This window comes from Streptomyces sp. SD15 (assembly GCF_054462255.1).
Genome location: NZ_JBTLMO010000010.1, coordinates 56,484 through 81,895 on the forward strand (window position 1 = coordinate 56,484; position 25,412 = coordinate 81,895).

Sequence of the window (25,412 nt, forward strand, 5' to 3'; positions counted from 1 at the left end):
CTCTGCCGTCTATGGGGGCATTGATGCGTATACGGCGACGGGTGACGGGTCGTCGGGGACCGGTGCTGGCCGGGCTCGCGGTGGTGACCGTCCTCGGGGTGTCGGCGTGCCAGCCCGGGGACGCGCTGAGCGTCGGCGCGGTGGCGAACACGACGGATCAGGTCGGGACCGAGGAGCTGGAGCGGCAGCACGTCGACGTGCAGTACCTGAGCTGTACCGGGTCGTACAGCGGGGGCAACAAGGCGTACACCCCGGGCCGCACGCCGTCGTCCTCCACGCCGTCCGTGGTGGAGGTGGACTGTCGCGGGCAGACCACCGACCGGCGGGAGATCACCATCACGGGGAAGGTCACCCGCGCGGTCGAGGGCAAGTGCGTACGCGGCGAGCTGACCGCCAAGGTCGGCGGCAAGGAGTGGTTCCACGTGAGCGGGCTGGGCAACTGCAACGCCACGAGTACGCCCACGTACACGCCGCCCACCTACGGGAAGCCCTCCGACGACGGGCCGGGACCCACGGTCACCGTCACCGTGACGAAGAGCATCTGGTGCAAGGGCGATCCGACCTGCTGGCCCTCCCAAGGCAAGTGACATGGGGATCAAGTGATCCAAACCCCTTTCAGGGGAAGCTGTCCCTGCATAGGGTGATCGGGTGACACAGTCTGCGCCGTCCGTATCGTCCGCGCCGTCCGTATCGTCCGCGCCCCCCGCGTATCTCCGGTTCCCGGACCTGCGCGGTGATCTGGTCGCCTTCACCGCCGAGGACGACATCTGGGTCGCGCCCCTCGAAGGCGGCGGCCGCGCCTGGCGGGTCAGCGCCGACAACGTCCCGGTGAACCACCCGCGCATCTCCCCGGACGGCGAGACCGTCGCCTGGACCTCCACCCGCGACGGCGCCCCCGAGGTGCACGCCGCCCCGCTGGCCGGCGGACCGTCCACCCGCCTGACGTACTGGGGGAGTTCACGCACCCAGGTGCGCGGCTGGACCCCCGACGGGCAGGTGCTCGCCCTCAGTACACAGGGCCAGGCCAGCCTGCGGCGCAGCTGGGCCAGGGCCGTGCCGCTCGACGGCGGTCCCGCGACCACCCTGCCGTACGGGCCGGTCGGCGACGTCGCCCACGGCGGCCCGGGTGTGCTGCTGCTCTCCGCTCCCATGGGGCGCGAGGCCGCCTGGTGGAAGCGGTACCGCGGCGGTACGGCGGGCAAGCTGTGGATCGACCGGGAGGGGGACGGGGAGTTCGTACGGCTGCACGAGGAGCTCGACGGGAATCTGGAGTACCCCTTGTGGGTGGGGATGGGGGTCCCCCCTGTTCGAGCGGAGCCGAGAACTTGGGGGAGGGTCGCTTTCCTGTCCGATCACGAAGGGGTCGGGGCCCTCTACTCCTCCCTCGCCGACGGGTCCGATCTGCGGCGGCACACGCCTGTCGACGGTTTCTACGCCCGGCACGCGGCGACCGACGGCACCCGGGTCGTGTACGCGTCCGCCGGTGAACTGTGGCTGCTCGACGACCTGGACGGCGCCGAGCCGCGGCGGCTCGACATCCGGCTCGCCGGACAGCGCGTCGATCAGCAGCCGCACCTCGTGAGCGCGTCTCGCTGGTTCTCGGCCGCCGCGCCCGACCACACCGGACGCGGCAGCGCGCTCTCCGTCCGCGGCGCCGTCCACTGGGTCACCCACCGCTCCGGCCCCGCCCGCGCGCTCGCCGCCCGGCCCGGCGTACGCGCCCGGCTGCCCCGGACCTTCCGGGTGGAGGGCGAGGAGTACGTGGTGTGGGTGACGGACGCGGCCGGTGACGACGCGTTGGAGTTCGCCCCGGCGACCGGGGTGGCGCCCGGAGCGACCCCGCGCCGGCTCGCCGCCGGGCAGCTCGGGCGCGTCCTCGGCCTGGCGATGGCGCCCGACGGCAGCCGCGCCGCCGTCGCCTCGCACGACGGGCGGGTGCTGCTCGTCGAGCGGGAGACCGGAGAGGTACGGGAGGTCGACCGCAGTGCGGACGGCGACGTCACCGGGCTCGTCTTCTCACCGGACTCGGCCTGGCTCGCCTGGTCGCACCCCGGCCCGCGCCCGCTGCGTCAGCTCAAGCTCGCCAACACCGCCGACCTGTCGGTGACCGAGGCGACGCCGCTCCGGTTCCGCGACTACGCGCCCGCGTTCACCCTCGACGGCAAGCACCTCGCCTTCCTCTCGGCGCGCTCCTTCGACCCCGTCTACGACGAACACGTCTTCGACCTCGCGTTCGTCGGGGGCTCCCGGCCGCATCTGATCACGCTGGCCGCGACCACCCCGTCCCCCTTCGGACCGCAGCGTCACGGCCGCCCCTTCGAAACACCCGACAAGGACGAGACACCCGACAGCGAGGGCGCCCCCACGACCCGGATCGACCTCGACGGACTCGGCGACCGGATCGTTCCGTTCCCCGTCGAGGCCGCCCGCTACTCGACCCTGCGGGCCGCCAAGGACGGCCTGCTGTGGCTGCGGCACCCGGTGCGCGGTGTGCTCGGCGCCTCCCGCGCCACCCCGGACGACCCCGACCCCAAGACCGAGCTGGAGCGCTACGACCTCGCCCAGCAGCGCATCGAGCACCTCGCCGCCGACGCCGACCACTTCGCCGTCACCGGCGACGGCAAGCGGGTGCTGCTGTGGACCGACGGCAAGCTCAAGGTCGTACCGAGCGACCGTCGCGCCTCGAACGACGACGAGAGCGACACGAACATCACCGTCGATCTGTCGCGGGTGCGGCAGACCGTCGACCCGGCCGCCGAGTGGCGGCAGATGTTCGACGAGACCGGCCGCCTCATGCGGGACAACTTCTGGCGGCCCGACCTGGGCGGGGTCGACTGGGACGGCGTACTCGACCGCTACCGCCCGATCCTTGACCGGATCGCCACCCACGACGACCTGGTGGACCTGTTGTGGGAGGTGCAGGGCGAGCTCGGGACCTCTCACGCCTACGTCACTCCACGCGGCGGATGGGGCGGCGGCGACCGGGGACAGGGACTGCTCGGCGCGGACATCTCCCGGTACGAGGACGGCAGTTGGCGCATCGACCGGATCCTCCCGTCGGAGACCTCCGACCCGGAGGCGCGGGCACCGCTCGCCGCACCCGGGGTCGCGGTGCGCGCCGGGGACGCGATCCTCGCGATCGCCGGGCAGCCGGTGGACCCGGTGGCCGGGCCCGGGCCGCTGCTCGTCGGCACGGCGGGCAAGCCGGTCGAGCTGACCGTCTCACCCTCGGGAGGCGGCGATCCGCGTCACGCGGTCGTGGTGCCCCTCGCCGACGAGGAGCCGCTGCGCTACCACGCGTGGGTCGCGGACCGGCGTGCCTACGTTCACGAGAAGTCCGGGGGCAGGCTGGGATACCTGCATGTGCCGGACATGGTCGGCTCCGGATGGGCCCAGCTCCACCGCGACCTGCGCATCGAGGTGTCCCGGGAGGGACTCGTCGTGGACGTCCGGGAGAACCGCGGCGGGCACACCTCTCAGCTGGTCGTCGAGAAGCTTGCGCGCAAGATCGTGGGCTGGGACCTGCCGCGCGGGATGCGGCCGTACAGCTACCCGGAGGACGCGCCGCGCGGCCCGGTCGTCGCCGTCGCCAACGAGTTCTCCGGTTCGGACGGCGACATCGTCAACGCGGCGATCAAGGCGCTGGGCATCGGGCCGGTGGTCGGTACCCGTACGTGGGGCGGTGTGATCGGCATCGACAGCCGCTACCGGCTCGTCGACGGCACGCTCGTCACCCAGCCCAAGTACGCGTTCTGGCTGGAGGGTTACGAGTGGGGCGTGGAGAACCACGGCGTCGATCCGGACGTCGAGGTCGTCCAGGCCCCGCAGGACTACGCGGCCGGCCGCGACGCGCAGCTGGACGAGGCGATCCGGATCGCGCTGGCCGCGCTCACGGACCACCCGGCGAAGACGCCGCCGTCGTTGCCGGAGCCGCGGTGACCGCTCCTGGTGCGGTCCCGGTCCGTCCCCTCGCGCGGTAGGGGCCGATACGATGCGGGCGTAATGATCGGCAGGCCCGAGGAGGCATACGCATGGCACAGGAGGCGTCCCCGAGGCGACAAGAGGGCGGCGAACCGCAGGACGACTGCTTGTTCTGCAAGATCGTCGCGGGGCACATTCCGGCGACCGTCGTCCGGGAGAGCGAGACGACCGTCGCCTTCCGCGACATAAACCCCCAGGCGCCCACCCACATCCTGGTCATCCCCAAGGTGCACCACCGGGACGCGGCGTCCCTGGCGATCGCCGAGCCCCAGATCGCGGCGGACCTCCTGCGCGAGGCCGGCGAGGTCGCGGGCGAGGAGAAGCTCGAGAGCTACCGGGTCGTGTTCAACACCGGCAGCGGCGCGGGCCAGACCGTCTTCCACGCGCACGCGCACCTGCTGGGTGGCCGCGGCATGCACTGGCCTCCGGGGTAACCGACCTTGTCCGTACGTGAATTGGTGGTCCTCGGTACCGCCAGCCAGGTCCCGACCCGGCACCGCAACCACAACGGCTATCTGCTGCGCTGGGACGGGGAGGGCCTGCTCTTCGACCCCGGCGAGGGCACCCAGCGGCAGATGCTGCGCGCCGGGGTCGCCGCGCACGACCTGCACCGGATCTGCGTCACCCACTTCCACGGCGACCACTCGCTCGGACTCGCCGGGGTCATCCAGCGCATCAACCTCGACCGTGTGCCGCACGGGGTCACCGCGCACTATCCCCGCTCCGGGCAGCGCTTCTTCGACCGGCTGCGATACGCGACCGCCTACCGCGAGACCGTCGCGCTGACCGAGGCGCCGGTCGAGGTGGACGGGGTGCTCGCCACCACCCCGTCGTACACCTTGGAGGCCCGGCGGCTGTCCCACCCCGTCGAGTCGTTCGGGTACCGCCTGATCGAGCCGGACGGACGGCGCATACTGCCGGAGCGGCTCGCGGAGCGCGGGATCAAGGGACCGGACGTCGGGCGGATCCAGCGGGAGGGCGCGCTGGGCGACGTCTCCCTCGACGACGTGAGCGAGCTCCGGCGCGGGCAACGGTTCGCGTTCGTCATGGACACGCGGCTGTGTGACGGGGCGTACGCGCTCGCCGAAGGGTGCGACCTGCTCGTCATCGAGTCGACGTTCCTGGACGGGGATCGGCAACTCGCCGAGGATCACGGTCATTTGACGGCCGGCCAGGCGGGGCGGGTGGCGAGGGACGCGGGCGTACGGCATCTCGTGCTCACCCACTTCAGTCAGCGGTACTCCGAGCCGGACGAGTTCGAGCGGCAGGCCCGGGCCGCCGGGTTCGAGGGGGAGCTGACCGTGGCGCACGATCTGGTGCGGGTGCCGGTGCCCAAGCGACGGTGACGTGATCCCCGTGCCCTTTCCGAAACGTCGGCGCATCGGCCGTACCATGCTCTGATGCCCCTCCCCAAAGCAGAACTGCACCTCCACATCGAAGGCACCCTCGAACCCGAGCTGGCCTTCGAGCTCGCCGCTCGCAACGGTGTCACGCTGCCGTACGCGGACACCGAGGAGCTGCGCAAGGCGTATCTCTTCGACGACCTCCAGTCGTTCCTGAACCTGTACTACGAGCTCATGGCCGTCCTGCGGACGGAGCAGGACTTCGCCGACCTGGCCGACGCGTATCTCGCGCGGGCCGCCGCCCAGGGCGTGCGGCACGCGGAGATCTTCTTCGATCCGCAGGCGCACCTCGCGCGCGGTGTGGCCATGGGGACGGTCGTCGAGGGGCTGTCCCGCGCGCTCTCCCACAGCGAGGAGACCCACGGCGTCTCCACCCAGCTGATCATGTGCTTCCTGCGCGACGAGTCCGCCGAGTCGGCCATGGAGACGCTGGAGGCGGCGAGGCCGTACCTCGACCGGATCGTCGGCATCGGCCTCGACTCCGCCGAGGTCGGGCATCCGCCGGTCAAGTTCCGCGAGGTGTACGAGGCCGCCGCCGCGCTCGGGCTGCGGCGTGTCGCGCACGCGGGCGAGGAGGGGCCGCCGGCGTACATCACCGAGGCGCTGGACGTCCTCGGCGTCGAGCGCATCGACCACGGGCTGCGCTGCATGGAGGACCCGGAGCTGGTCCAGCGGCTGGTACGGGACCGGGTGCCGCTGACACTCTGCCCGCTGTCGAACGTACGACTGCGCGCCGTCGACGTCCTGGAGGACCACCCGCTGCCCGCGATGCTGGACGCCGGGCTGCTGTGCACCGTCAACTCCGACGACCCCGCGTACTTCGGGGGCTACGTCGGCGACACCTTCCACGCCGTCCACGAGGCGCTCGGCCTCGACCGGGAGCGGCTGCGGGAGCTGGCGCGCAACTCGTTCGTGGCGTCCTTCCTGGAGCACGACGAGGAGCGGCGGGCGCGGTACATCGCCGAGGTCGAGGCGTACGAGTTCGACTGACCGTCAGGTGGTTCCGGGCCCCGGCGCGGCTGCTGTGGCTGACTGCCGGGGTCCCGCCGTGTCGTACGCCGTCCGCCGGGCGGGCACGGCCTCCAACGGGATCTCCACGACCTGCTGTTCGCGTGGTGTGCCGTGTCTGCCGCGCAGCGCCACCGCCGTCATCGGGACGGTGATCAGGAGCAGGCCGAGCGCCAGGATCACGCCCATCGCCGGGTAGCCCGCCCGCGCGGCGAGCAGACTGCCCGTGAGCGGGCCGCACGCCGTGCCGAGCGAGGAGGCGGAGCCGACCAGGACCGCCCACCGTCCGCGCCGGTCCAGGGACGCGGCGAGGCCGATGACGTAGGAGAGCACGACCGGGTAGAGGGTGTTCCAGGCGATCTCGCCGCTCGCGAAGGACGCCAGGTCGTCGGCGGCGGCGCTGAGCGCGATGCAGCCGGCGATCAGGGCCGTGCCTGCCCCGATGGGCAGCGCGAGGCCGAGACGCGGGCCGAGCGCGCCCGCAGCGACCACCCCCAGCAGCCCGGCGCCGAGCGCCGCCGCGAAGACCGCGCCGACGGTCACCTCCGTCAGTCCTGCCTGGGTCAGGCCGATACGGCCGCTGACACCCCACAGCGAGTTCTGGGCGAGGGACCAGAAGAACATGGCGGCGGCGAGGACGAGGCCGGAACGGGCGTGCGGGAGGGGAGTCGCGGCGCGCGACGTCCGGGCGGGGTGGGTGGGTGTGTGGGCGGGGTGCGGGGGTGTGTGGGCCGGGAGGTGCCGGGTCACGGACAGGACGAGCAGCGCGGTGACGGCGATCGCGGCGAGCGGCTGGCCGTGGCCCGGGCCCAGGTGGGGGATCGTCAGATACAGCGCGCCGGCGAGGGCGGAGACGCCCAGCAGACCCTGGGTGGTGGTGCGGTGGGGGTCGCGCTGGGCGGCGATTCCGGTGGCGGCGACGGTGGTGGCCGCGCCGGAGCCGAGGCCGCCGACGATCGCACCGGCGACGACCAGCGGGATGGTGGTGGTGAGGGCGGCGGTGCCGTAGCCGGCGGCCGCGAGGAGCAGCCCCGTACGGGCGAGCCCGCGGGGGCCGAACCGGTCCACACGGGAGGCGAGCACGAAGCCTGCCGTCGCCGAACTCAGCAACAGGGCACTGCCGAGGGAACCGGACTGGGTGGCGGAGAGAGGCAGCCCCGCGTTCAGCCTGCCGACGGTGGTCGGGAGGAGGTACGGGGCGAGGTACCCGGCCGTGAAAAGGGCGACGAGGGGCCAGGCAGGGGTGGGGCGGGCAGACACGGGCGTTCCCAGGGCATGCGAAAGAAGCGGCTCGGAAAGGGGATTGGGCGGCTGTCGACGGACAGGAACGCGCGGGCAATTTGTATCAAGCGGGTGGGGGCGCGAAGAAGGTGGGGTGGCGTGACGTGGGTCACGTTCTGTTTGGGGTGGGGGAGGCGGGGTAGACAAGGCGATTTCACTACCCGCTCAAGGCGGATGCGACAGGTGCCTCCGGCGTGACCGGCGTCGTCCGGGGAGTCGTTTGGTGCAGACTGTCCTGCATCCGCACCACGTCAGGGAGCGCACCGTGATCCCGTCCAACGGAGAGCGACCGTACCGCCACGCCCACGTCGACCCGCTCGCCGGGCTGCGCTCTCCCGCGGACCCGCCCTGGGACGTCTACCTCACGGGCACCGTCTTCCTCGACATCATCTTCACCGGGCTCGACTCCGCCCCGGTGCGCGGAACCGAGTCCTGGGCGCGCGGGATGGGGTCGAGCCCCGGCGGCGTGGCGAACATGGCGACGGCACTGGCCCGGCTGGGTCTGAAGACCTCCCTGGCGGCGGCCTTCGGGGACGACCACTACGGGGAGTACTGCTGGGATGCCCTGGAGCAGGGCGAGGGCATCGACCTCACCACGTCGCGCACCGTGCCCGGCTGGCATTCGCCCGTCACCGTGTCGATGGCGTACGAGGGCGAGCGGACGATGGTCAGCCACGGGCACGAGCCGCCGCCGGAGGAACCCGCGCCGGAACACGCCCCACGCGCGCGTGCCGCCGTCGCCTCGCTGACACCCGGCACGCGCGCGCACTGGATCGCCGAGTCCGCGCGCGCGGGCACCCGGATCTTCGCGGACGTCGGCTGGGACGACACCGGCCGCTGGGACCTGGCCGGGCTCGCCGACCTCGAACACTGCGAGGCGTTCCTGCCGAACGCGGAGGAGGCGATGCGGTACACCGGGGCCGACTGCCCCCGGACCGCGGCGCACGCGCTGACCGAGTATGTTCCGCTGGCCGTCGTCACCCTCGGCTCCGAGGGCGCCTACGCGGTGGACCGCCGCACCGGGGAGAGCGCCGAGGTCCCGGCCATCGCCGTCGAGGCCCTCGACCCCACCGGTGCCGGTGACGTCTTCGTCGCGGGCTTCGTCATGGGCACCCTCGCCGACTGGCCTCTCGCCGACCGCCTGGCCTTCGCCGGCCTCACCGCCGCCCTCTCCGTCCAGGAGTTCGGCGGCTCCCTGTCGGCCCCCGGCTGGTCGGAGATCGCGGCCTGGTGGCGCCGGGTGCAGTCCGTCGACGACCAGGATCCGACGGCGCTGCGCCGGTACGCGTTCCTGGAGGGTCTGCTGCCGGAGGTGACGCGGCCGTGGCCGCTGCGGCGGGCGGTGCCGACGATCGGCTTCGGACGCTCCGCGTGAGGTTCCGGGGTTCCGCGTGAGGTTCCGCGTGGGGTGAGGAAAAGCCCTACGGCTCTGTCAGTGCGGCGACGTACTCTTGGAATCGCAAGGCTGCCCCCGTGGCAAGCGTGCCGATCGAGGAGGAAAAGCAGGCCTACAGAGCCGGCCCATGACTCAGACACCCACAGCTCACGACCCCGCTCAGGGGCAGGCACGAGCGCATTTCACCGTTCCGGCCAAGCACCCCATGGTGACCGTGCTGGGATCCGGAGACGCGCTTCTGCGCGTGATCGAAAAGGCCTTCCCGGCGGCCGACATCCATGTCCGGGGCAATGAGATCAGTGCGGTCGGCGACGCCGGTGAAGTAGCCCTCGTCCAGCGACTGTTCGACGAGATGATGCTGGTGCTCCGCACCGGGCAGCCGATGACGGAGGACGCAGTGGAACGCTCGATCGCCATGCTCCGGGCGAGCGAGAACGGGGAGGGCGACGGCCAGGAAACCCCTGCCGAAGTGCTCACGCAGAACATCCTGTCCTCGCGCGGCCGCACCATCCGACCCAAGACGCTCAACCAGAAGCGGTACGTCGACGCCATCGACAAGCACACCATCGTCTTCGGCATCGGCCCCGCGGGCACCGGCAAGACCTACCTGGCCATGGCCAAGGCGGTCCAGGCCCTCCAGTCCAAGCAGGTCAACCGCATCATCCTGACCCGCCCGGCGGTGGAGGCGGGCGAGCGGCTGGGATTCCTCCCGGGCACGCTGTACGAGAAGATCGACCCGTACCTGCGCCCGCTGTACGACGCGCTGCACGACATGCTCGACCCCGACTCGATCCCCAGACTGATGGCAGCGGGGACGATCGAGGTCGCGCCGCTCGCCTATATGCGGGGCCGTACGCTCAATGACGCCTTCATCATCCTGGACGAGGCGCAGAACACGAGCGCCGAGCAGATGAAGATGTTCCTCACCCGCCTCGGCTTCGATTCGAAGATCGTGGTCACGGGTGACGTGACGCAGGTCGACCTGCCGAACGGGACGAAGTCGGGTCTGCGGCAGGTCCAGGACATCCTGGAGGGCCTCGACGACGTCCACTTCTCGCGGCTCACGTCCCACGATGTCGTACGGCACAAGCTGGTCGGCCGTATCGTCGACGCGTACGAGAAGTACGACAGCGAGAACGGCACCGAGAACGGCTCCCACAAGGGTCGCGGTCACAGAGGGAAGTAGACAGAACAGCGCCATGTCGATCGACGTCAACAACGAGTCCGGAACCGAGGTCGACGAGCAGGCGATCCTCGACATCGCCCGCTACGCGCTCGCGCGGATGCGCATCCACCCGCTCTCCGAACTCTCGGTGATCGTCGTGGACGCCGACGCCATGGAGCAGCTGCACATCCAGTGGATGGACCTGCCCGGCCCGACGGATGTCATGTCCTTTCCCATGGATGAGCTGCGGCCGCCGTCCAAGGACGACGACGAGCCGCCGCAGGGCCTCCTCGGTGACATTGTGCTCTGCCCCGACGTCGCCGAGCGGCAGGGCAAGGAAGCTCCGACGCAGCACTCCATGGACGAGGAGCTCCAGCTCCTCACCGTCCATGGAGTGCTGCACCTGCTCGGCTACGACCACGAGGAGCCGGACGAGAAGGCCGAGATGTTCGGCCTTCAGGCGGCCATCGTGGACGGCTGGCGCGAGGAGAAGGGCATGACGGGTCCCTCGCCGGCCCCGACCGTGTCATGAGTCCTCAACTCGTCCTCGGCGCCGTCCTGCTGGTCGTCGTCGCCTGGCTCGCCGCCTGCGCGGAGGCGGGCCTCGCGCGCGTCTCCAGCTTCCGCGCCGAGGAGGCCGTACGGTCCGGGCGGCGCGGCAGCGCCAAGCTCGCGCAGGTCGCCGCCGACCCGACCCGCTATCTGAACGTGGCGCTGCTCGTGCGCGTGGCCTGCGAGATGGCCGCCGCCTCGCTCGTCACGTACGCCTGTCTGAAGGAGTTCGACGAGACCTGGGAGGCGCTGGCCATCGCCATCGGGGTCATGGTCCTCGTCTCCTACGTCGCGGTGGGCGTCTCGCCGCGCACCATCGGCCGCCAGCACCCGCTGAACACGGCGACGGTGGCGGCGTACGTCCTGCTGCCGCTGGCGCGGATCATGGGACCCATCCCGCCCCTGCTCATCCTCATCGGCAACGCGCTGACGCCCGGCAAGGGCTTCAGGCGCGGCCCGTTCGCCTCCGAGGCCGAGCTGCGCGCGATGGTCGACCTCGCCGAGAAGGAGTCCCTCATCGAGGACGACGAGCGCCGTATGGTGCACTCCGTCTTCGAGCTGGGCGACACCCTCGTACGCGAGGTGATGGTGCCGAGGACCGACCTCGTCGTCATCGAGCGGTACAAGACCATCCGGCAGGCCCTCACCCTGGCCCTGCGCTCGGGCTTCTCGCGCATACCCGTCACCGGGGAGAGCGAGGACGACATCGTCGGGATGGTGTATCTGAAGGACCTGGCCCGCAAGACGCACATCAGCCGCGACGCCGAGTCCGAGCTGGTGTCGACGGCCATGCGGCCCGCCACCTTCGTGCCCGACACCAAGAACGCGGGTGATCTGCTGCGCGAGATGCAGCAGGAGCGCAACCACGTCGCCGTCGTCATCGACGAGTACGGCGGCACGGCCGGCATCGTCACCATCGAGGACATCCTCGAGGAGATCGTCGGCGAGATCACCGACGAGTACGACCGCGAGCTGCCGCCCGTCCAGGAGCTCGGCGACGACCGCTACCGCGTCACCGCCCGCCTCGACATCGGCGACCTCGGCGAGCTGTACGGCTTCGAGGCGTACGACGACGAGGACGTGGAGACCGTCGGCGGGCTGCTCGCCAAGGCGCTAGGGCGGGTGCCGATCGCCGGGGCCTCCTCGGTGGTCGAGCTGCCCGACGGACGGGAACTGCGGCTGACCGCGGAGGCCGCCGCCGGGCGCCGGAACAAGATCGTCACGGTGCTCGTCGAGCCGGTCGGCCCCGCGGATCCGCCCGATGAGGAGAAGCCGGATTGACCCCGAAGCAGCTGCGCGCGTTCTGTCTGTCCTTCAACGCGGCCGTCGAGGACTTTCCCTTCAGCCCGGAGATCTCGGTCTTCAAGGTGGTCGGCAAGCTCTTCGCGCTGACCTGGCTGGACGCGCGTCCGCTGACGGTCAACCTGAAGTGCGACCCGCAGGACGCGGTCCGGCTGCGCGGCGAGTACCCGGGTCTGATCATCCCCGGCTACCACATGAACAAGCGGCACTGGAACACGGTGACGGTCGACGGCGAACTCCCGGACCGCCTGGTCCGGGAGCTCATCGAGGACTCGTACGATCTCGTCGTCGCCGGGCTACCGAAGGCCGAGCGGCTCCGGCTCGACCGGCCCTGATTCCTCGACCGGCCCTGAGCCGCGCTTACGGAGTCCCACGCCGACCAGCACCGCCGCCGCCAGGACGATCCCGTTGCCGGACAGCGCCGGGGACTTCGTATGCTCAGGGCATGACCGACAGCAGCGCGCTTGATTCCGAGGACCGCAAGATCGTCACCCTGGCCCGTTCCGCGCGGGCCCGCAACGCTGTGCCCGAGGGGGCGGCCGTGCGGGACGAGACGGGGCGTACGTATGTCGCCGGGACGGTGGATCTTCCGTCGCTGCGGCTGAGTGCGTTGCAGACCGCGGTGGCGATGGCGGTGGCTTCGGGGGCGAAGTCCTTGGAGGCCGCGGCGGTGGTGTCCGAGGCGGAGGACGCGTCCGCGGAGGACCGTGCGGCGGTACGGGATCTTGGTGGGCCTGAGACGCCGGTGCTGGTGGCGGGGCCCGACGGGACGGTGCGGGGCGTCGTCACTGCGGGCTGAAGGGTTTTCGCCCCCGCCGCCCCTACCTTCGCCCGAGCTCTCGGCTTCGCTCGAGCAGGAGGGACCCCTATCATCCGTACCTGGGGGCTCCGCCCCCAGACCCCCGTTCGGCCTGAACGGCCTCGTCCTCGAACGCCGGACGGGCTGGAGGGTGTCGGCCGGGGCCCGGGGGCAGGGCTGTCGTCAGTTTGACATCCTCCCCCTCTTAAAAGAGGGGGATTCCAACCCAGGTGGGTTGAGGTTCACGGACGCTCGGACGGCCGGTGGCCGCTGTCGTCCCTCCGGCACCGGCTGAGCGCCGGGGGCGGGGAATCCCGCCCTGTCCTGCCGCGACATTCATTGCTGCGTTCTCATCGGCGTTGCAGGTGAACCCGCAGGACACGCAGACGAACTCGGCTTGGCTCTTGCGCGAGTTCTTCTCGATCCAACCGCACGCACTGCACCGTAAAGACGTGAAGGGTGCGGGTACGTCCTCGACCCGTCCGGGGGCCTTGTGCCCGGTGCGCTGCCGAAGCAGACCCCAGCCCTGGGCGAGGATCGCCCGGTTCAGCCCGGCCTTCTGGCGCACCTTCTTGCCGGGCTGTCCGACCGTCCCCTTGGCGGAGGCGGTCATGTTCTTGATGTCCAGCTTCTCGAACCGCACCAGGTCATAGCTGCGGGCAAGCATCGTCGAGGTCTTCTCGCACCAGTCCTTGCGCCGGTCGGCTTCACGGGCCTTGAGCCTGGCGATCGTGGCGTACTCGGCGGACTTCTGCTTGCTGCCCTTCGGGGCGCGGGCGGCGCGGCGCTGGTGCTTGCGGATCTGCGCGCGCTCCCTGGTCGTGAGCTGCGGGCAGTTCAGTTTCCGGCCGTCCGACAGTGCGGCGGTGATCTTCACGCCCCGGTCGATCCCGATGACCTCGCCCGTACCGGGCGCGTCAACCGGTTCGGGGATGACCGCGAACGCGATGTGCCACTGGCCATTGCGGAAGGTGACCCGGAACGACTTCGCGCTCGGCAGCCCGGAACGAGTGAGACGCAAGCGCACCCAGCCGCAGCCGGGCACCTTCACCTGAGCCCAACGCCGGTTGAGCTTGTGCACCACCACCGACCGGCCCATGACCTGCTTGCCGGTCTTCGCGTTCAGCTTCGCGCTGCCGTCCTCGTTGAACTCCGGAACACGGTCGGTGCCGATGACCCGGAAGCCTTCGTGCTGGAACTTCTTCCGCCAGGTCGGCTCACCGAAGCCGGACGTGAAGCGGGCCTGCTTGGCCTTGGCGAAGTCCTTGAGCGCCTGCTGCTGCACGTCAGCGTTGCCGGCCCCGAGCCAGTCATTCGCCCGGCGGGCTTCGGTGAGCTGGCGGCACTGCTCGGCGAAACCGGGTGCGGCTTTGCGGCCCTTGTACCAGTGTGAGTGCTGCTCGACTGCGAGGTTCCACACGTACCGGGCGTGCGTGCAGTGTTCGAGCATCTGCTCTTCCTGCGCTCGCGTCGGGTACATACGGAAACGTGACATGCCGCCATAGTGGCGGCACAATGACGGCATGGTCAAATTCACACTCCGCATTCCCGACAACCTCCACAACCGGATGACCGCTCAGGCGGCTACCGACCGGCGGTCCCTCAACTCCGAGATCCTGTATCTGCTTGAGGTCGGCCTCGCCAACGTGACTCCGGACGCCGAATCGCCCGGCGGCTATTCGGCTACTCCTGCCCCGCTACGCGGGAGCGGGCATTCACCCCGGCCCTGAAGGGCCGGGCATCCTGCCCGGAAGCTAGGTGGTGGGTCCTCGCCCACCAGGCCGTCCACCGACTCTCGGATGAGGTCGGCGTGGCCGACATGGCGGGCGTACTCCTCGATGAGGTCGATGAGGATGCGGCGCAGGCTGGGGGCCCGGCCATCGGGCGAGCGCCGGTCGGCGAGGCGGTCCAGGCCGCCGTCGGCCAGTGCCTCGGTGACCAGGACGCGGGAGCGGGCCACGGTGTCCCGCCACAGGGCGTAGAGCTCGTCGGGGGTGTCGTCGGCGGCCGAGTGCCAGTCCCACTCGGGGTCGGTGGCCCAGTCCGCCGTGTCGAACGGGGGACTGGGCCGGCGTGCGAACAGCCGCCCGGAGAAGTAGTCGTCCTCGACATGGGCCAGGTGCTTGAGCAGCCCGCCCAGGGTGATCGAGGAGACGCCGACCGTCGCCTTCAGCCCAGCCGCGTCCAGCCCGCCGCACTTCCACGCGAGGGTCGCGCGTTGCCGTTCCAGGGAGCCCAGCAGGGTCGCGGTCTCGTCCCCCGCGACGGGAGGCTCCGGATGCACGTGCTCGTCCACGTAGGTCATGGGCGGGGAGTGTAGGCGCGCCCACTGACATCGTGCCGGTGTCTCACTCGTTGTGCAGGACCTCGGCGATCGTCAGGCGGGCCGCGCTGCGGGCCGGGACGAGGGCGCCGATCAGGGCGATCGCGACGCCTGCCAGGGCCAGGGCGGACAGGGTCGGGGCCTGCCAGACGTCCGTCATGTACGGGGGCAGGGTGATGTCGACGGCGTCCGCCATCCGCGGCACCACGAGGTGGTGGCCCAGGATGCCGAGCGGGATGCCGAGGACCGAGCCGATCGCGCCGAGGACGGTCATCGACGTCACCATCATTCCCGTGACCTGCCGTGGCGTCATGCCGATGGACTTGAGCATGCCCAGGTCGCGGCGGCGGTCACGGGTGTTGAGGACGACCGTGTTGAAGACGCCGAGCGAGGCGACCACGGCGAGCATCAGGGTGAGCACCGACGCGGAGCCGACAATGGTCTGGGTGATGGCGTTCGGATTGTTCGGGGTGGGGCTCACCCCGGGGTCGGCAGCCCGGGCCGCGTGCGCGTAGGCCGCGGGGTCCGCGCCGTCGCGGAGCTCGACGTGGTAGGCGATGGGCTTCTCCCGAGGGGCGAGGGCCATCAGTGTCGACCAGTCGCCGATGATCCGGCGCGCGTCGCTCTCCATGAACTCGCCGACGATGGTCAGCGTCTCCTGGCGGTCGCCCTTCTCCAGGCGGATGTGGTCGCCGACGTGCAGGTCGTGCCCGCGCAGGAAGGCAGATCCGGCCACGATCTCGCCGGCACGACGGGTCCACCGGCCCTCGGTCAGCACACTGTCCAGCTGCGGCCGGTCCCCGCGACGGCCCTCGAAGTTCACCTTCTGGGCGGAGCCGGCGATGCGTGCGTCGGCGTTCGCCCTGGCGGTGACCCCGGTGGCGTCCGGCAGTGAGCCGAGCAGCGACTGGAGTGCGCGGTCGCCGTGCTCCGGCTGGATCTCCTTGCCGTGTTTGAAGTTGCTCGCGTAGACCGTGACCTGGTAGGAGTCCTGCCCCGCACTCCCGAACCGGGTCATCGTCGTGGCCAGGCCGCTCGCGAACGTCACCGTGGTCACCCCGAGGACGACCGCGGCGAGCGTGAGGGCGCTGCGGCCCGGCCGGGCGAACGGCAGCCCCACGCCCAGGCTGACCGCCCGCGGCAGCCCACTGCCCGCCAGCCTGCGCTGGATGCCCAGCGCCCGCCCGGTACGCGGGGCGCTGCCCGCGCTGATCGCCCGTGCCGCGGACAGCCGGTGGGCGCGCGCTGCGGGGGCGAGAGCGGCGAGCAGGCACAGGGCGGGCATGCCGAGCAGGGCGAGGGCGTTCACCCAGGGCGCGATGCCGACGTTGCCGTGGAACACCCCCGCGTCGGGCCCGGTGAACACGAACTCGAAGAACGGGCGCGCCAGGACATTGCCGAGGGCGGTGCCGAGCGCGCAACCGGCGCACGCGGGAACGGAGATCATCGTGAGGTAGACGGCGACGACCTGGCCCGGTGTGAACCCCAGCGCCTTGAGGATCCCGATGTGCTTCAGGCCGGAGATCACCGCGCCGCTCACCACATTGGCGACGATGAGCACCGCCACCACGATGCCGAGGATGCCGAAGGTCATCAGGTACGGGGCGTACGCCCGGGCCGAGTTGCCGATCTGATCCTTGAGGGTGAGATACGACTGGGGGGCGGTCAGCGCGTCCTTCGGCAGCCCTTCGGTGACGGACGCCAGGTGTGCGCGGATCCGGCTCTCCGACGACGCGTCGGTGAAGCGGAGGAGCATCTGGGCGGCGGTCGGGTGCAGGGCCGCGATCTGGTCGGGGGCGACCCAGGCGTCCGCCGTCCGGCTCAGGTCGAAGGCGAACCCGACGATGGTGAGAGTGGGGCCCGAGGGCACCTGGATCTTCTTGCCCAGGTCGTCCGGGGTCCAGTCCGACTGCCGGTTCACCACGATCTCGCCCGGCCCGGTGGCCCAGCGGCCCGCCCAGAGGTCGAGCCGGTCCACCGGCCCCCCGGGTCCTGGCCGGCCCACGACCGTGACCTCGCTGCCGAGGGCGTACTGATCGTGCTCCCTCGGCAGTTCGACCGTCGCCTGCGCGAAGGGTCCGGCGGCGGCCTCGACGCCGGGCCGCCGGGCGGCGCGGGCCAGCTGCTCGTCCGAAACCTTGGCGGCGTCGAACGCGGCGACGACATGGGGGCCGCGCTGGGCGGCGAAGGCCTTGTCGAACGGGGCGGAGGCCGCGTCGACCAGGCCGAGCGCGACCACGATCGCCCCGGTCGAGGTCAGGGTGACCAGCGCGATGACGAGTGTCTGGAGCCTGCGCCGTCGTACGGCCGCGCGCGCGGCTCGCCATACCGCCCTCATGCGGACGGCTCCAGGGTGTGCTCGCCGGTCACCCGGCCGTCGGCGAGTTCGACCAGCCTGCTGGCGCAGCGCCGTGCGAGGTGTTCGTCGTGCGTCACCAGGATCAGCGTCTGGCCGATCTGGTTGAGGTCGAGGAGCAGGTCCATCACCTGTTCGCCGGCCCGGCTGTCCAGGGCGCCGGTCGGCTCGTCGGCCAGCAGCAGGGCGGGGCGGTTCATCAGCGCCCGGGCCACGGCGACGCGCTGTCGCTCACCGCCACTGAGGACCCCGGGGTAGGCGTTCCTGCGGTCCGCGATGCCGAGTTCGTCGAAGAGTTCCAGGGCGCGGCGGCGGGCCTGCCGGGCGGGAGAGCCGGTCAGCTGCGCGGCGAGGGCGACGTTGTCGAGCGCCGACAGGTCGTCGATGAGGTTGAAGAACTGGAAGATCATGCCGATGCGGCGCCGCCTGTACAGGGCGAGGTGCTTCTCGTTCAGCGCGCTCACGTTCTCGCCGTGCACGACGATCGTGCCGCCCGTCGGACGGTCCAGGCCGGCGATCATGTTGAGCAAGGTGGACTTGCCGCACCCCGAAGGGCCCATCACCGCGACCGCTTCCCCGGCCCGGATCTCCAGCGACACGCCGTCCAGCGCCGTCGTCTCCCCGTACTCCTTGCGCACGCCGTCGAGCCGTACGACGGTGTCTCCGCCGTCGAGTCGTACGACGGCCTCTCTCCTGCGGTCCTCAGTGGCCATGCACAGGACGCTAGAGGGGGACCGGGCCCGGAACATCCCTCCCCGGGTGGCAAACGACCCCGCACCTCAACCCTGAGTCGCAGATCCCTGCATCCGCGGGCTGATGCCGGATCGGGCGCGGTCTGCGAAGGTGAACCCCGTGTGGGAGTGGGAGCCGGACGGGCTGGTGGCGGTGCTGGGGGCGGCGGGTGCGGCCGTGGGATGGCTGGCGGTGGCGCTGGTGCGTACGCGGCGCAAGTGGCAGGCGGCGGTGGGGGAGCGCGGCTGGCTGCTGGAGCGGGAGCGGGAGAGCGCCACCCGTGACGCGGTCGCCGCCGAACGCGACCGTATCGCCCGGGAGTTGCACGACATAGTCAGCCACAACGTCAGCCTGATGGTGGTTCAGGCCGGGGCCGCCCGCGAGGTGATGGGCACGATGCCGGACGAGGCCGCGGCCGCTCTCAGGGCCGTCGAGGACGCCGGGCGGGGCGCGATGACCGACCTGCGGCATCTGCTGGGTCTGCTGGCGCCGTCGCCGAACGGCGAGGACCCGGAGCCGAGTTCGGGCGGGGGCCTGGGCGGCGACGTCGGTACGGCGGGTCTGGCGCCGCAGCCCGGACTCGACCGGCTGGGCCCGCTCGTCGACCGGATATCGTTCGCCGGTCTGCCCGTCGAGGTGCGGATCTCGGGTGAGCCGCGCCCGCTGCCGGAGGGGATCGACGTGACCGCGTACCGGATCGTCCAGGAGGCGCTGACTAACGCGCTCCGGCACGGTGACGGCGGCAAGGCCGAGGTGACCGTGCGCTACGCGGACCATGCGCTGCGCGTGGAGGTGCTGAACACCGGCCCGAGCGTGCTGACCGGCGCGGTGCCCGCGCCGATGCTGCGGTCCGCGCCGAGGTCGAGGCCCGGGGCGGGTGCCGGCCGCGGGCTCCTCGGCCTGCGCGAGCGGGTCGCGGTGTACGGAGGGGACCTGGACGCCCGGCGTCGCCTCGGCGGCGGGTACCGGGTGCGGGCTCGCATCCCCTTGGACCGCCCGTGACGGCGGCCACGACCGAGCGGGCTCCTCGGGTGCTCGTCGTCGACGACCAGACACTGATCAGAACGGGTTTCCGGCTGATCCTGACGGCCCGCGGCATCGACGTGGTGGGCGAGGCCGCCGACGGCGGGGAGGCGGTGGCGGCGGCGCGCGAACTCCGCCCGGACGTCGTGCTGATGGACATCCGCATGCCGAACATGGACGGCCTGGAGGCCACCCGCCGCATTCTGGCGCAGGCTCCGGACTGCAGGGTGCTCATGCTGACCACGTTCGACCTGGACCGCTATGTGTACGCGGCTCTGTCGCTCGGGGCGAGTGGCTTCCTGCTCAAGGACGTCACCCCCGAACACCTGGCGGCGGCCGTACGGCTGGTCGACACCGGGGACGCCCTGCTGGCCCCGTCGATCACGCGGAGACTGGTGGAGCGCTTCGCCTCGGACCCGCCCGAGTCGCCCGCCGTGCCCGCCGATCTCGCGGCCCTGACACCCCGCGAGCTGGAAGTTCTGACGCTGCTGGGCCGCGGTCTGTCCAACGCGGAGCTGGCGAGGGAGCTGACGCTGAGCGAAGCCACCGTGAAGTCCCATGTGACCCGGATCTTCGCCAAGCTGACCCTGCGCGACCGGGCCCAGGCCGTCGTCCTCGCCTACGAGACGGGGTTGGTCAGGCCGGGGGGCCACGCCTGAGGACGAGCCGTCCCGTCCGGGGGCGGAGCCCCCAGGGACGGGACGGGTAGGGGCGGCGGGGGCGAGAGGAAACTCAGAAGCCCAGCTTGCGCAGCTGGCGCGGATCCCGCTGCCAGTCCTTCGCCACCTTCACATGCAGGTCGAGGAAGACCGGCGTACCCAGCAGCGCCTCGATCTGCTTGCGGGACTTGATGCCGACCTCCTTCAGGCGCTTGCCCTTGGGGCCGATGATGATGCCCTTCTGGCTGGGGCGCTCGATGTAGACGAAGGCGTGGATGTCGAGGAGGGGCTTGTCGGCGGGCCGGTCCTCGCGGGGGAGCATCTCCTCGACGACGACGGCGATGGAGTGCGGCAGCTCGTCACGGACACCCTCGAGCGCGGCCTCGCGGATCAGCTCCGCGATCATGACCTGCTCGGGCTCGTCGGTGAGGTCACCCTCGGGGTAGAGCGCGGGGCCCTCCGGCAGCAGCGGGACGAGCAGGTCGGCCAGCAGGCCGACCTGCTTGTCGCCGACCGCCGACACCGGCACGATCTCCGCCCACTCGAAGCCCAGCTCCTTGCCGAGCTGATCGATCGCGATCAGCTGCTCGGCGAGCGTCTTGCTGTCGACGAGGTCGGTCTTCGTGACGATCGCGATCTTCGGCGTCTTCTTGATGGACGCCAGTTCCTTCGCGATGAAGCGGTCGCCGGGGCCGAGCTTCTCGTTGGCCGGCAGGCAGAAGCCGATGACGTCGACCTCGGCCCAGGTCGTGCGGACGATGTCGTTCAGCCGCTCACCGAGCAGTGTGCGCGGCTTGTGCAGACCGGGGGTGTCGACAAGGATCAGCTGCGCGTCCGGGCGGTGCACGATGCCCCGTACCGTGTGCCGCGTGGTCTGCGGCTGGTTCGCGGTGATCGCCACCTTCTGGCCGACCAGAGCATTCGTGAGGGTGGACTTGCCCGCGTTGGGGCGGCCCACGAAGCAGGCGAAGCCGGCGCGGTGGGTGGCCTCGGACGGCTCGGATGACTGGGTACGAACGCTCATGGCGCCCATTGTCCCTGATCCACAGGCGCCTGCCGCACGTCGAGCATCCCGGCAGGTGCCGGCAGGGGATCGGTGAGGTTCCCGAAACCACCACGCAACACGAAACACTGCGGAAACGCGCACGTGCACAACCGGAAATGCGGGCCGGTGACCCTCGGACGACGCCCCCACCCGTCGGAGAGACCGGAGAGACCGTGACCCTGGCCGCCGCCCAGATCGACACCGGAGACACCGCCTGGCTGCTCGCCGCCACCGCGCTCGTCCTGCTGATGACTCCGGGCCTGGCCCTGTTCTACGGCGGCATGGTCCGCACGAAGAGCGTCCTCAACATGCTGATGATGAGCTTCGTGTCGATCGCGCTGGTCACGGTGGTGTGGCTGGTGGCCGGGTACTCGCTCGCCTTCGGCGACGACGCCCTCGGTGGACTCATCGGCGGGCTCGAGCACGCGGGCATGGCCGGTCTCGGGCCGGACAGCGTCCAGGGGACCGTCCCCACCCTCCTCTTCGCCACCTTCCAGCTGACTTTCGCGATCATCACGGCCGCGCTGATCAGTGGCGCGATCGCCGATCGGGCGAAGTTCGGCGCGTGGCTGGTGTTCGTGCCCGTCTGGGCGCTGCTCGTATACGTTCCCGTCGCGCACTGGGTCTGGGGCCCCGGCGGCTGGATCCTCGAGGACCTCGGCGCCCTCGACTTCGCGGGCGGTCTCCCCGTCGAGATCACCTCCGGTGCCTCCGGCCTCGCCCTCTGCCTGGTCCTCGGCCCCCGCCTCGGCTTCAAGAAGGACGCCATGCGGCCGCACAACCTGCCGATGGTGATGCTGGGCGCCGGGCTGCTGTGGTTCGGCTGGTTCGGGTTCAACGCCGGGTCGGCGCTCGGCGCCAACGGTCTCGCCGCCGCCGCGTTCCTCAACACCCTCGCCGCCGGTTGCACCGGCCTGCTCGGCTGGCTCTTCGTAGAGCAGCGGCGCGACGGCCACCCCACCACCCTGGGTGCCGCGTCCGGCGCGGTCGCCGGCCTGGTCGCCATCACCCCGTCCTGCGGCTCGGTGTCCCTGCTCGGCGCCCTCGTCATCGGTCTCGCCGCCGGTGTCGTCTGCTCGTACGCCGTGAGCTGGAAGTTCAAGCTGAACTACGACGACTCCCTCGACGTCGTCGGCGTTCACCTGGTCGGCGGAATCATCGGCACCCTGCTCATCGGCGTCTTCGCGACGGAGACGATGACGGGCGGCGCGGAGGGGCTCCTGTACGGCGGGGGGCTCGGGCAGCTCGGCAAGCAGCTGGTCGCCGTGGTGGCCGTAGGGGCGTACGCCTTCGCCGTCACGTACGGCATCGGGAAGCTGCTCGACAAGCTCATCGGTTTGCGCGCGGACGAGGACCACGAGCACACCGGCCTGGACCTTACGGTGCACGCCGAGACCGCTTACGATCACGGGGTCCTGGGCCACGGCGCCCCGGTCTCGTCTTCTCTCTCCTCCGCTTCTCTCTCTTCCGCGCAGAAGGTCAAGCCCCAGGCATGAAGCTCATCACCGCGATCGTCAAGCCGTACCGTCTCGACGAGGTCAAGACCGCTCTCCAGGAACTCGGCGTGCACGGTCTGACCGTGACCGAGGCCAGCGGGTACGGGCGCCAGCGAGGCCACACCGAGGTGTACCGCGGCGCCGAGTACCAGGTCGACCTCGTCCCCAAGGCCCGTATCGAGGTCGTCGTCGAGGACGCGGACGCCGACCCGGCCATCGACGCCATCGTCAGGGCCGCGCAGACGGGGAAGATCGGCGACGGGAAGGTGTGGGCGGTGCCGGTGGAGACGGTGGTGCGGGTACGGACCGGAGAGCGCGGCCTCGACGCCCTCTGAGCGTCCACCGTCTCGTACGGTCCCGACGCCTTCCGAGCGTCCACCGTCTCGTACGGTCCCGACGCCTTCCGAGCGTCCACCGTCGCGTACGGTCCCGACGCCCTATGATCACCAGCACCGCCACCGCGATCCCCAGCACCACTGCCACCGCCACCAGCCACGGCAGTGCGAAGAAGGATGTGCTCGCCGACTCCCGGGTGCCCCACGCGCTCGCCGTCAGCGTCACGTCGCCCCAGTCGAGCTGGGGTGCCCCGCGCCACGGCTCGCTCAGCCGTACCCGCTGCCCGGGGAGCAGCTCCGAGGGGATCTTCGTCAGCCCCCGTGACAGCAAGGTACGGCCGAACAGGCCCTGGGCCCGCAGCCGCACCTTCGGGGCGAGGGTGACGTTGCCCGTGTTGTGCAGGGTGTACGAGATCGTCGCCGCGCTGTCCCCGAGGCCGGGGACGAGGGGCTGGTGGTGGGTGACGCGGACGTTCTCGACGGCGATCGCGGGGACCGAGGGCCCGCTCACCCGGAGGTAGACGCGGGCGCCCACCGCTCGCTGCACCCCGACCGCGAGCGATCCGTCGCCCGCGTCGACGCGCTCGTCGAGCGCCACCAACGCGCCCGGATGGTCCCCGGGCTCGGCCTTCTCCGGCACCCGGAGGGTGAACGGCACGGTGACCGAGCCGTGCGCGGGAACCGTCACCCGGGAGCGCGCGGGTCGCGCCCATGCGCCCACCCCGCGCTGTTTCTCCTTCACCGTGCGCACGGCGAAACCACCGTCGCGCGCCGTGTTGTACGCGTCGGCGGCGTACAGCCGGAAGGTCAGCGGCTTCCCGGTCTTGTTGGCGACGGTGACCTTGTCCTCGATGGTCTGCCCGGGGTCGACGGACAGGGAGAAGTACGGGCGGGCGGCGACGGTCGAGGAGACGGGGTAGACGGACCAGCTGCCGTTGTCGGCGGCGTGGGCGGGGGCGCCCGGCACCGCCGACAACAGGCACAGGCTCAGCCCCAGGCACAGGCCCAGGAGGAGACCGTAAGGCTTGCGCATGTCAGGTGAGCGTCAGCGTGAGCACGCCGGAGTAGGAACCCGGCGGGGTGAACGCCGGTACGTTCAGGGACAGCCCGGCGTCGACGGTGAACTCGCCACCGGTGAGCGTGCCGCCGGGGGCGGACGCCAGGGTCGCTCCCGAACCGCCGACCGTGCCCGCCGAACCGGCCTGGCAGGTGCTCGGGCTTCCTGCCTTGGTCGCGCAGGCCGGGGTCCAGCTGAGCTTCCCGGCGTCGATCTTGGTGCCGGGACCGGTGAAGTCGGTGACCTTGCCGGTCAGGGACCAGCCCGCGGGTCCGCCGCGGAAGTCCTTGACGGTCACCGTCTTCAGGGCGCCGTCCGAGGCGCCGCCCTTGCCGAAGTCGACCGCCGACAGCTGGACGGCGTCCCCGGCCTGCGACATCGACAGCGTTCCGGCCCGCACCGTGGTGGTGAGCTTCTGGGAGCCGTCGGGGACGGGCGTGTCGTCGATGACGACGTACGCCGCCGGACCCGCGCCCTTCTCGTCGCTCCAGCTCGCTCCCTCGTACGCCACCACGCCGGTCGTCGTCCTGTCGTTGACGGTCAGCGTGCCGCTGAACGAGCCCTGCGCGTCCGCGGTCGCGGTGCTCGTGTCGGCGGTCTGGGCGGCGCCGGAGCGTCCGGCGAGGGTGACGGTCGCGCCGGGGGTGAAGTCGCTGCCGGTGACGGTCACGCCGGCACCGGGCTGTCCGGAGGCCGAACCGAGGGTGATGGCACGGTTGTCGGTCTCGCCGCCGCCGTCCGTCGCGGTGATCGTCTCGGACACCGGGGCGGGCGGGTCGGTGACCGTGCAGGGGGTGTCCAGTTCGAGGATGTAGCTGGTGTGGATGTTGTAGTCGCCGGGCGAGAGCGTGATGGCGCCGGGCGCGGTGACCGTGAAGCTGCCGGTCATGCTGAACCCCGGGAAGGGGGCGTTACCGGCCACCGGGTCGTTCTTTCTGGGGCCCGTGACGGTGATGCTTCCCGTCTGCGCTCCGCCGAGGGCGACCTTGCCGGAGGGCGTCATGATGTCGGCCGGCAGGGCGAGGGCGGTGGGGTTGTTCGCGGCGGGCGTGACCACCTCGTAGGTCACGTTGACGGTGTCACCGACCTCGGGGCTGGCGTTGTCCACCGTGATGATCGCGGTGGTGGTGCCGTCGATCGGCGGGATGCCCGCGATGTCCGGCGGGATGCAGTGCGTGGCGAAGTCCACGTTCTGGGATGCCGTGGACACGGCTCCTGCCGGGGCGGCCAGCGCTCCTCCCGCGGTGACCGCCAGGGCGGTCACCCCCAGCAGCGCCACCCAGCGACGTCTTCGGGCGTTCGAACCCTTGGTTCCCGTGGCTCTCATGCTGCCCCCTCCTGAGGGATGTGGGCGCGGCGGCTCGTCCGCGCCGACAGGGGCCATTGATGTGCGGGTTGTGTGAGAAGTCAATGGAGGGCCGACGCGTTGACTGATGGGCCATCAGATCGCGTCAATATCGCCAACTCATGTCAGAAGTAGGGCAGTTGGCTGTGTGGAC

24 protein-coding genes are annotated in these 25,412 nt (G+C 71.2%); 16 read left to right on the top strand and 8 right to left on the bottom strand.

Annotation, left to right across the window (positions count from 1 at the left end):
• Window positions 1-11: 11 nt before the first annotated feature.
• From ACX28W_RS12410 to ACX28W_RS12430, 5 genes are all read left to right on the top strand, one after another.
• Window positions 12-587, top strand: coding sequence for a hypothetical protein (locus ACX28W_RS12410; RefSeq protein WP_458998963.1), 576 nt, complete (start codon window positions 12-14; stop codon window positions 585-587).
• Between the two features lie 61 nt (window positions 588-648).
• Window positions 649-3,939 (top strand): S41 family peptidase, encoded by a 3,291-nt coding sequence (locus tag ACX28W_RS12415; RefSeq protein ID WP_458998964.1) that lies wholly within the window; start codon window positions 649-651, stop codon window positions 3,937-3,939.
• 92 nt (window positions 3,940-4,031) lie between these two features.
• The gene (locus tag ACX28W_RS12420; protein WP_458998965.1) at window positions 4,032-4,415 is read left to right on the top strand and encodes a histidine triad nucleotide-binding protein; all 384 of its coding nucleotides are present in this window, start codon (window positions 4,032-4,034) and stop codon (window positions 4,413-4,415) included.
• Window positions 4,416-4,421: 6 nt separating this feature from the next.
• On the top strand, window positions 4,422-5,327 hold the full coding sequence (locus tag ACX28W_RS12425) for a ribonuclease Z (protein ID WP_458998966.1): 906 nt from the start codon (window positions 4,422-4,424) through the stop codon (window positions 5,325-5,327).
• Between the two features lie 54 nt (window positions 5,328-5,381).
• Window positions 5,382-6,374, top strand: coding sequence for an adenosine deaminase (locus ACX28W_RS12430; protein WP_458998967.1), 993 nt, complete (start codon window positions 5,382-5,384; stop codon window positions 6,372-6,374).
• Between the two features lie 3 nt (window positions 6,375-6,377).
• Here ACX28W_RS12430 and ACX28W_RS12435 read toward each other — a convergent pair whose 3' ends face one another.
• Window positions 6,378-7,652 carry an MFS transporter gene (locus ACX28W_RS12435; RefSeq protein WP_458998968.1) on the bottom strand — a complete coding sequence of 425 codons (1,275 nt, stop codon included), beginning with the start codon at window positions 7,650-7,652 and terminating at the stop codon, window positions 6,378-6,380.
• A gap of 286 nt (window positions 7,653-7,938) precedes the next feature.
• On the opposite strand from ACX28W_RS12435, the gene ACX28W_RS12440 reads away from it, so the two are divergent.
• The 6 genes from ACX28W_RS12440 (at window position 7,939) to ACX28W_RS12465 (ending at window position 12,887) form a co-directional block, all read left to right on the top strand.
• Entirely contained in the window at window positions 7,939-9,048 is a 1,110-nt protein-coding gene (locus ACX28W_RS12440; protein ID WP_458999089.1) for a carbohydrate kinase family protein, read from the top strand.
• Window positions 9,049-9,196: 148 nt separating this feature from the next.
• Window positions 9,197-10,255, top strand: a complete 1,059-nt coding sequence (locus ACX28W_RS12445) for a PhoH family protein (protein ID WP_458998969.1) — start codon at window positions 9,197-9,199, stop codon at window positions 10,253-10,255.
• 13 nt (window positions 10,256-10,268) lie between these two features.
• Complete coding sequence (ybeY, locus tag ACX28W_RS12450) at window positions 10,269-10,766, top strand: rRNA maturation RNase YbeY (protein ID WP_458998970.1); 498 nt, start codon at window positions 10,269-10,271, stop codon at window positions 10,764-10,766.
• Window positions 10,763-12,067, top strand: a complete 1,305-nt coding sequence (locus tag ACX28W_RS12455) for a hemolysin family protein (RefSeq protein WP_458998971.1) — start codon at window positions 10,763-10,765, stop codon at window positions 12,065-12,067. The genes ybeY and ACX28W_RS12455 overlap by 4 nt, the downstream gene beginning before the upstream one ends.
• Window positions 12,064-12,423, top strand: a complete 360-nt coding sequence (locus ACX28W_RS12460) for an MmcQ/YjbR family DNA-binding protein (RefSeq protein ID WP_458998972.1) — start codon at window positions 12,064-12,066, stop codon at window positions 12,421-12,423. Before ACX28W_RS12455 ends, ACX28W_RS12460 begins: the two co-directional genes overlap by 4 nt.
• 110 nt (window positions 12,424-12,533) lie before the next feature.
• Window positions 12,534-12,887, top strand: a complete 354-nt coding sequence (locus ACX28W_RS12465; protein ID WP_458998973.1) for a cytidine deaminase — start codon at window positions 12,534-12,536, stop codon at window positions 12,885-12,887.
• A gap of 205 nt (window positions 12,888-13,092) precedes the next feature.
• Here ACX28W_RS12465 and ACX28W_RS12470 read toward each other — a convergent pair whose 3' ends face one another.
• Window positions 13,093-14,382, bottom strand: a complete 1,290-nt coding sequence (locus ACX28W_RS12470) for an RNA-guided endonuclease InsQ/TnpB family protein (RefSeq protein ID WP_458998974.1) — start codon at window positions 14,380-14,382, stop codon at window positions 13,093-13,095.
• Between the two features lie 28 nt (window positions 14,383-14,410).
• On the opposite strand from ACX28W_RS12470, the gene ACX28W_RS12475 reads away from it, so the two are divergent.
• Window positions 14,411-14,617 carry an Arc family DNA-binding protein gene (locus tag ACX28W_RS12475; protein ID WP_458998975.1) on the top strand — a complete coding sequence of 69 codons (207 nt, stop codon included), beginning with the start codon at window positions 14,411-14,413 and terminating at the stop codon, window positions 14,615-14,617.
• Here the strand turns inward: ACX28W_RS12475 and ACX28W_RS12480 are convergent.
• From ACX28W_RS12480 to ACX28W_RS12490, 3 genes are read right to left on the bottom strand one after another with little or no spacing between them, the layout of a single operon-like run.
• Window positions 14,563-15,192, bottom strand: coding sequence for a DinB family protein (locus tag ACX28W_RS12480; RefSeq protein ID WP_458998976.1), 630 nt, complete (start codon window positions 15,190-15,192; stop codon window positions 14,563-14,565). The genes ACX28W_RS12475 and ACX28W_RS12480 overlap by 55 nt on opposite strands.
• Window positions 15,193-15,235: 43 nt before the next feature.
• Entirely contained in the window at window positions 15,236-17,548 is a 2,313-nt protein-coding gene (locus ACX28W_RS12485) for an ABC transporter permease (protein ID WP_458998977.1), read from the bottom strand.
• On the bottom strand, window positions 17,545-18,279 hold the full coding sequence (locus ACX28W_RS12490) for an ABC transporter ATP-binding protein (RefSeq protein ID WP_458998978.1): 735 nt from the start codon (window positions 18,277-18,279) through the stop codon (window positions 17,545-17,547). The genes ACX28W_RS12485 and ACX28W_RS12490 overlap by 4 nt, the downstream gene beginning before the upstream one ends.
• A 139-nt stretch (window positions 18,280-18,418) precedes the next feature.
• On the opposite strand from ACX28W_RS12490, the gene ACX28W_RS12495 reads away from it, so the two are divergent.
• Window positions 18,419-19,300, top strand: a complete 882-nt coding sequence (locus ACX28W_RS12495) for a sensor histidine kinase (RefSeq protein WP_458998979.1) — start codon at window positions 18,419-18,421, stop codon at window positions 19,298-19,300.
• Window positions 19,297-19,980, top strand: coding sequence for a response regulator (locus ACX28W_RS12500; RefSeq protein WP_458998980.1), 684 nt, complete (start codon window positions 19,297-19,299; stop codon window positions 19,978-19,980). Before ACX28W_RS12495 ends, ACX28W_RS12500 begins: the two co-directional genes overlap by 4 nt.
• Window positions 19,981-20,053: 73 nt before the next feature.
• On the opposite strand, the gene era is transcribed toward ACX28W_RS12500, so the two are convergent.
• Complete coding sequence (era, locus tag ACX28W_RS12505) at window positions 20,054-21,013, bottom strand: GTPase Era (protein WP_458998981.1); 960 nt, start codon at window positions 21,011-21,013, stop codon at window positions 20,054-20,056.
• 185 nt (window positions 21,014-21,198) lie between these two features.
• Between era and ACX28W_RS12510 the strand changes: the two genes are divergently transcribed.
• Both ACX28W_RS12510 and ACX28W_RS12515 read left to right on the top strand, forming a co-directional pair.
• The gene (locus tag ACX28W_RS12510; protein WP_458998982.1) at window positions 21,199-22,521 is read left to right on the top strand and encodes an ammonium transporter; all 1,323 of its coding nucleotides are present in this window, start codon (window positions 21,199-21,201) and stop codon (window positions 22,519-22,521) included.
• A complete protein-coding gene (locus ACX28W_RS12515; protein ID WP_458998983.1) occupies window positions 22,518-22,856 on the top strand; it encodes a P-II family nitrogen regulator in 339 nt (112 codons plus the stop codon). Before ACX28W_RS12510 ends, ACX28W_RS12515 begins: the two co-directional genes overlap by 4 nt.
• Here the strand turns inward: ACX28W_RS12515 and ACX28W_RS12520 are convergent.
• Both ACX28W_RS12520 and ACX28W_RS12525 read right to left on the bottom strand, forming a co-directional pair.
• On the bottom strand, window positions 22,750-23,889 hold the full coding sequence (locus ACX28W_RS12520; RefSeq protein ID WP_458998984.1) for a WxL protein peptidoglycan domain-containing protein: 1,140 nt from the start codon (window positions 23,887-23,889) through the stop codon (window positions 22,750-22,752). The two genes, ACX28W_RS12515 and ACX28W_RS12520, sit on opposite strands and share 107 nt — an antisense overlap.
• A 1-nt stretch (window position 23,890) precedes the next feature.
• On the bottom strand, window positions 23,891-25,240 hold the full coding sequence (locus tag ACX28W_RS12525) for a WxL domain-containing protein (protein ID WP_458998985.1): 1,350 nt from the start codon (window positions 25,238-25,240) through the stop codon (window positions 23,891-23,893).
• Between the last annotated feature and the right edge of the window lie 172 nt (window positions 25,241-25,412).

Excerpts from the sequence above, each read along its gene's own strand:
- ACX28W_RS12410 (WP_458998963.1), top strand. The coding sequence starts at position 12 with ATGGGGGCATTGATGCGTATACGGCGACGGGTGACGGGTCGTCGGGGA.
- ACX28W_RS12420 (WP_458998965.1), top strand. The coding sequence starts at position 4,032 with ATGGCACAGGAGGCGTCCCCGAGGCGACAAGAGGGCGGCGAACCGCAG.
- ACX28W_RS12430 (WP_458998967.1), top strand. The coding sequence starts at position 5,382 with ATGCCCCTCCCCAAAGCAGAACTGCACCTCCACATCGAAGGCACCCTC.
- ACX28W_RS12445 (WP_458998969.1), top strand. The coding sequence starts at position 9,197 with ATGACTCAGACACCCACAGCTCACGACCCCGCTCAGGGGCAGGCACGA.
- ybeY (WP_458998970.1), top strand. The coding sequence starts at position 10,269 with ATGTCGATCGACGTCAACAACGAGTCCGGAACCGAGGTCGACGAGCAG.
- ACX28W_RS12455 (WP_458998971.1), top strand. The coding sequence starts at position 10,763 with ATGAGTCCTCAACTCGTCCTCGGCGCCGTCCTGCTGGTCGTCGTCGCC.
- ACX28W_RS12465 (WP_458998973.1), top strand. The coding sequence starts at position 12,534 with ATGACCGACAGCAGCGCGCTTGATTCCGAGGACCGCAAGATCGTCACC.
- ACX28W_RS12470 (WP_458998974.1), bottom strand. The coding sequence starts at position 14,382 with ATGTCACGTTTCCGTATGTACCCGACGCGAGCGCAGGAAGAGCAGATG.
- ACX28W_RS12475 (WP_458998975.1), top strand. The coding sequence starts at position 14,411 with ATGGTCAAATTCACACTCCGCATTCCCGACAACCTCCACAACCGGATG.
- ACX28W_RS12480 (WP_458998976.1), bottom strand. The coding sequence starts at position 15,192 with ATGACCTACGTGGACGAGCACGTGCATCCGGAGCCTCCCGTCGCGGGG.
- ACX28W_RS12485 (WP_458998977.1), bottom strand. The coding sequence starts at position 17,548 with ATGAGGGCGGTATGGCGAGCCGCGCGCGCGGCCGTACGACGGCGCAGG.
- ACX28W_RS12490 (WP_458998978.1), bottom strand. The coding sequence starts at position 18,279 with ATGGCCACTGAGGACCGCAGGAGAGAGGCCGTCGTACGACTCGACGGC.
- era (WP_458998981.1), bottom strand. The coding sequence starts at position 21,013 with ATGGGCGCCATGAGCGTTCGTACCCAGTCATCCGAGCCGTCCGAGGCC.
- ACX28W_RS12515 (WP_458998983.1), top strand. The coding sequence starts at position 22,518 with ATGAAGCTCATCACCGCGATCGTCAAGCCGTACCGTCTCGACGAGGTC.
- ACX28W_RS12520 (WP_458998984.1), bottom strand. The coding sequence starts at position 23,889 with ATGCGCAAGCCTTACGGTCTCCTCCTGGGCCTGTGCCTGGGGCTGAGC.
- ACX28W_RS12525 (WP_458998985.1), bottom strand. The coding sequence starts at position 25,240 with ATGAGAGCCACGGGAACCAAGGGTTCGAACGCCCGAAGACGTCGCTGG.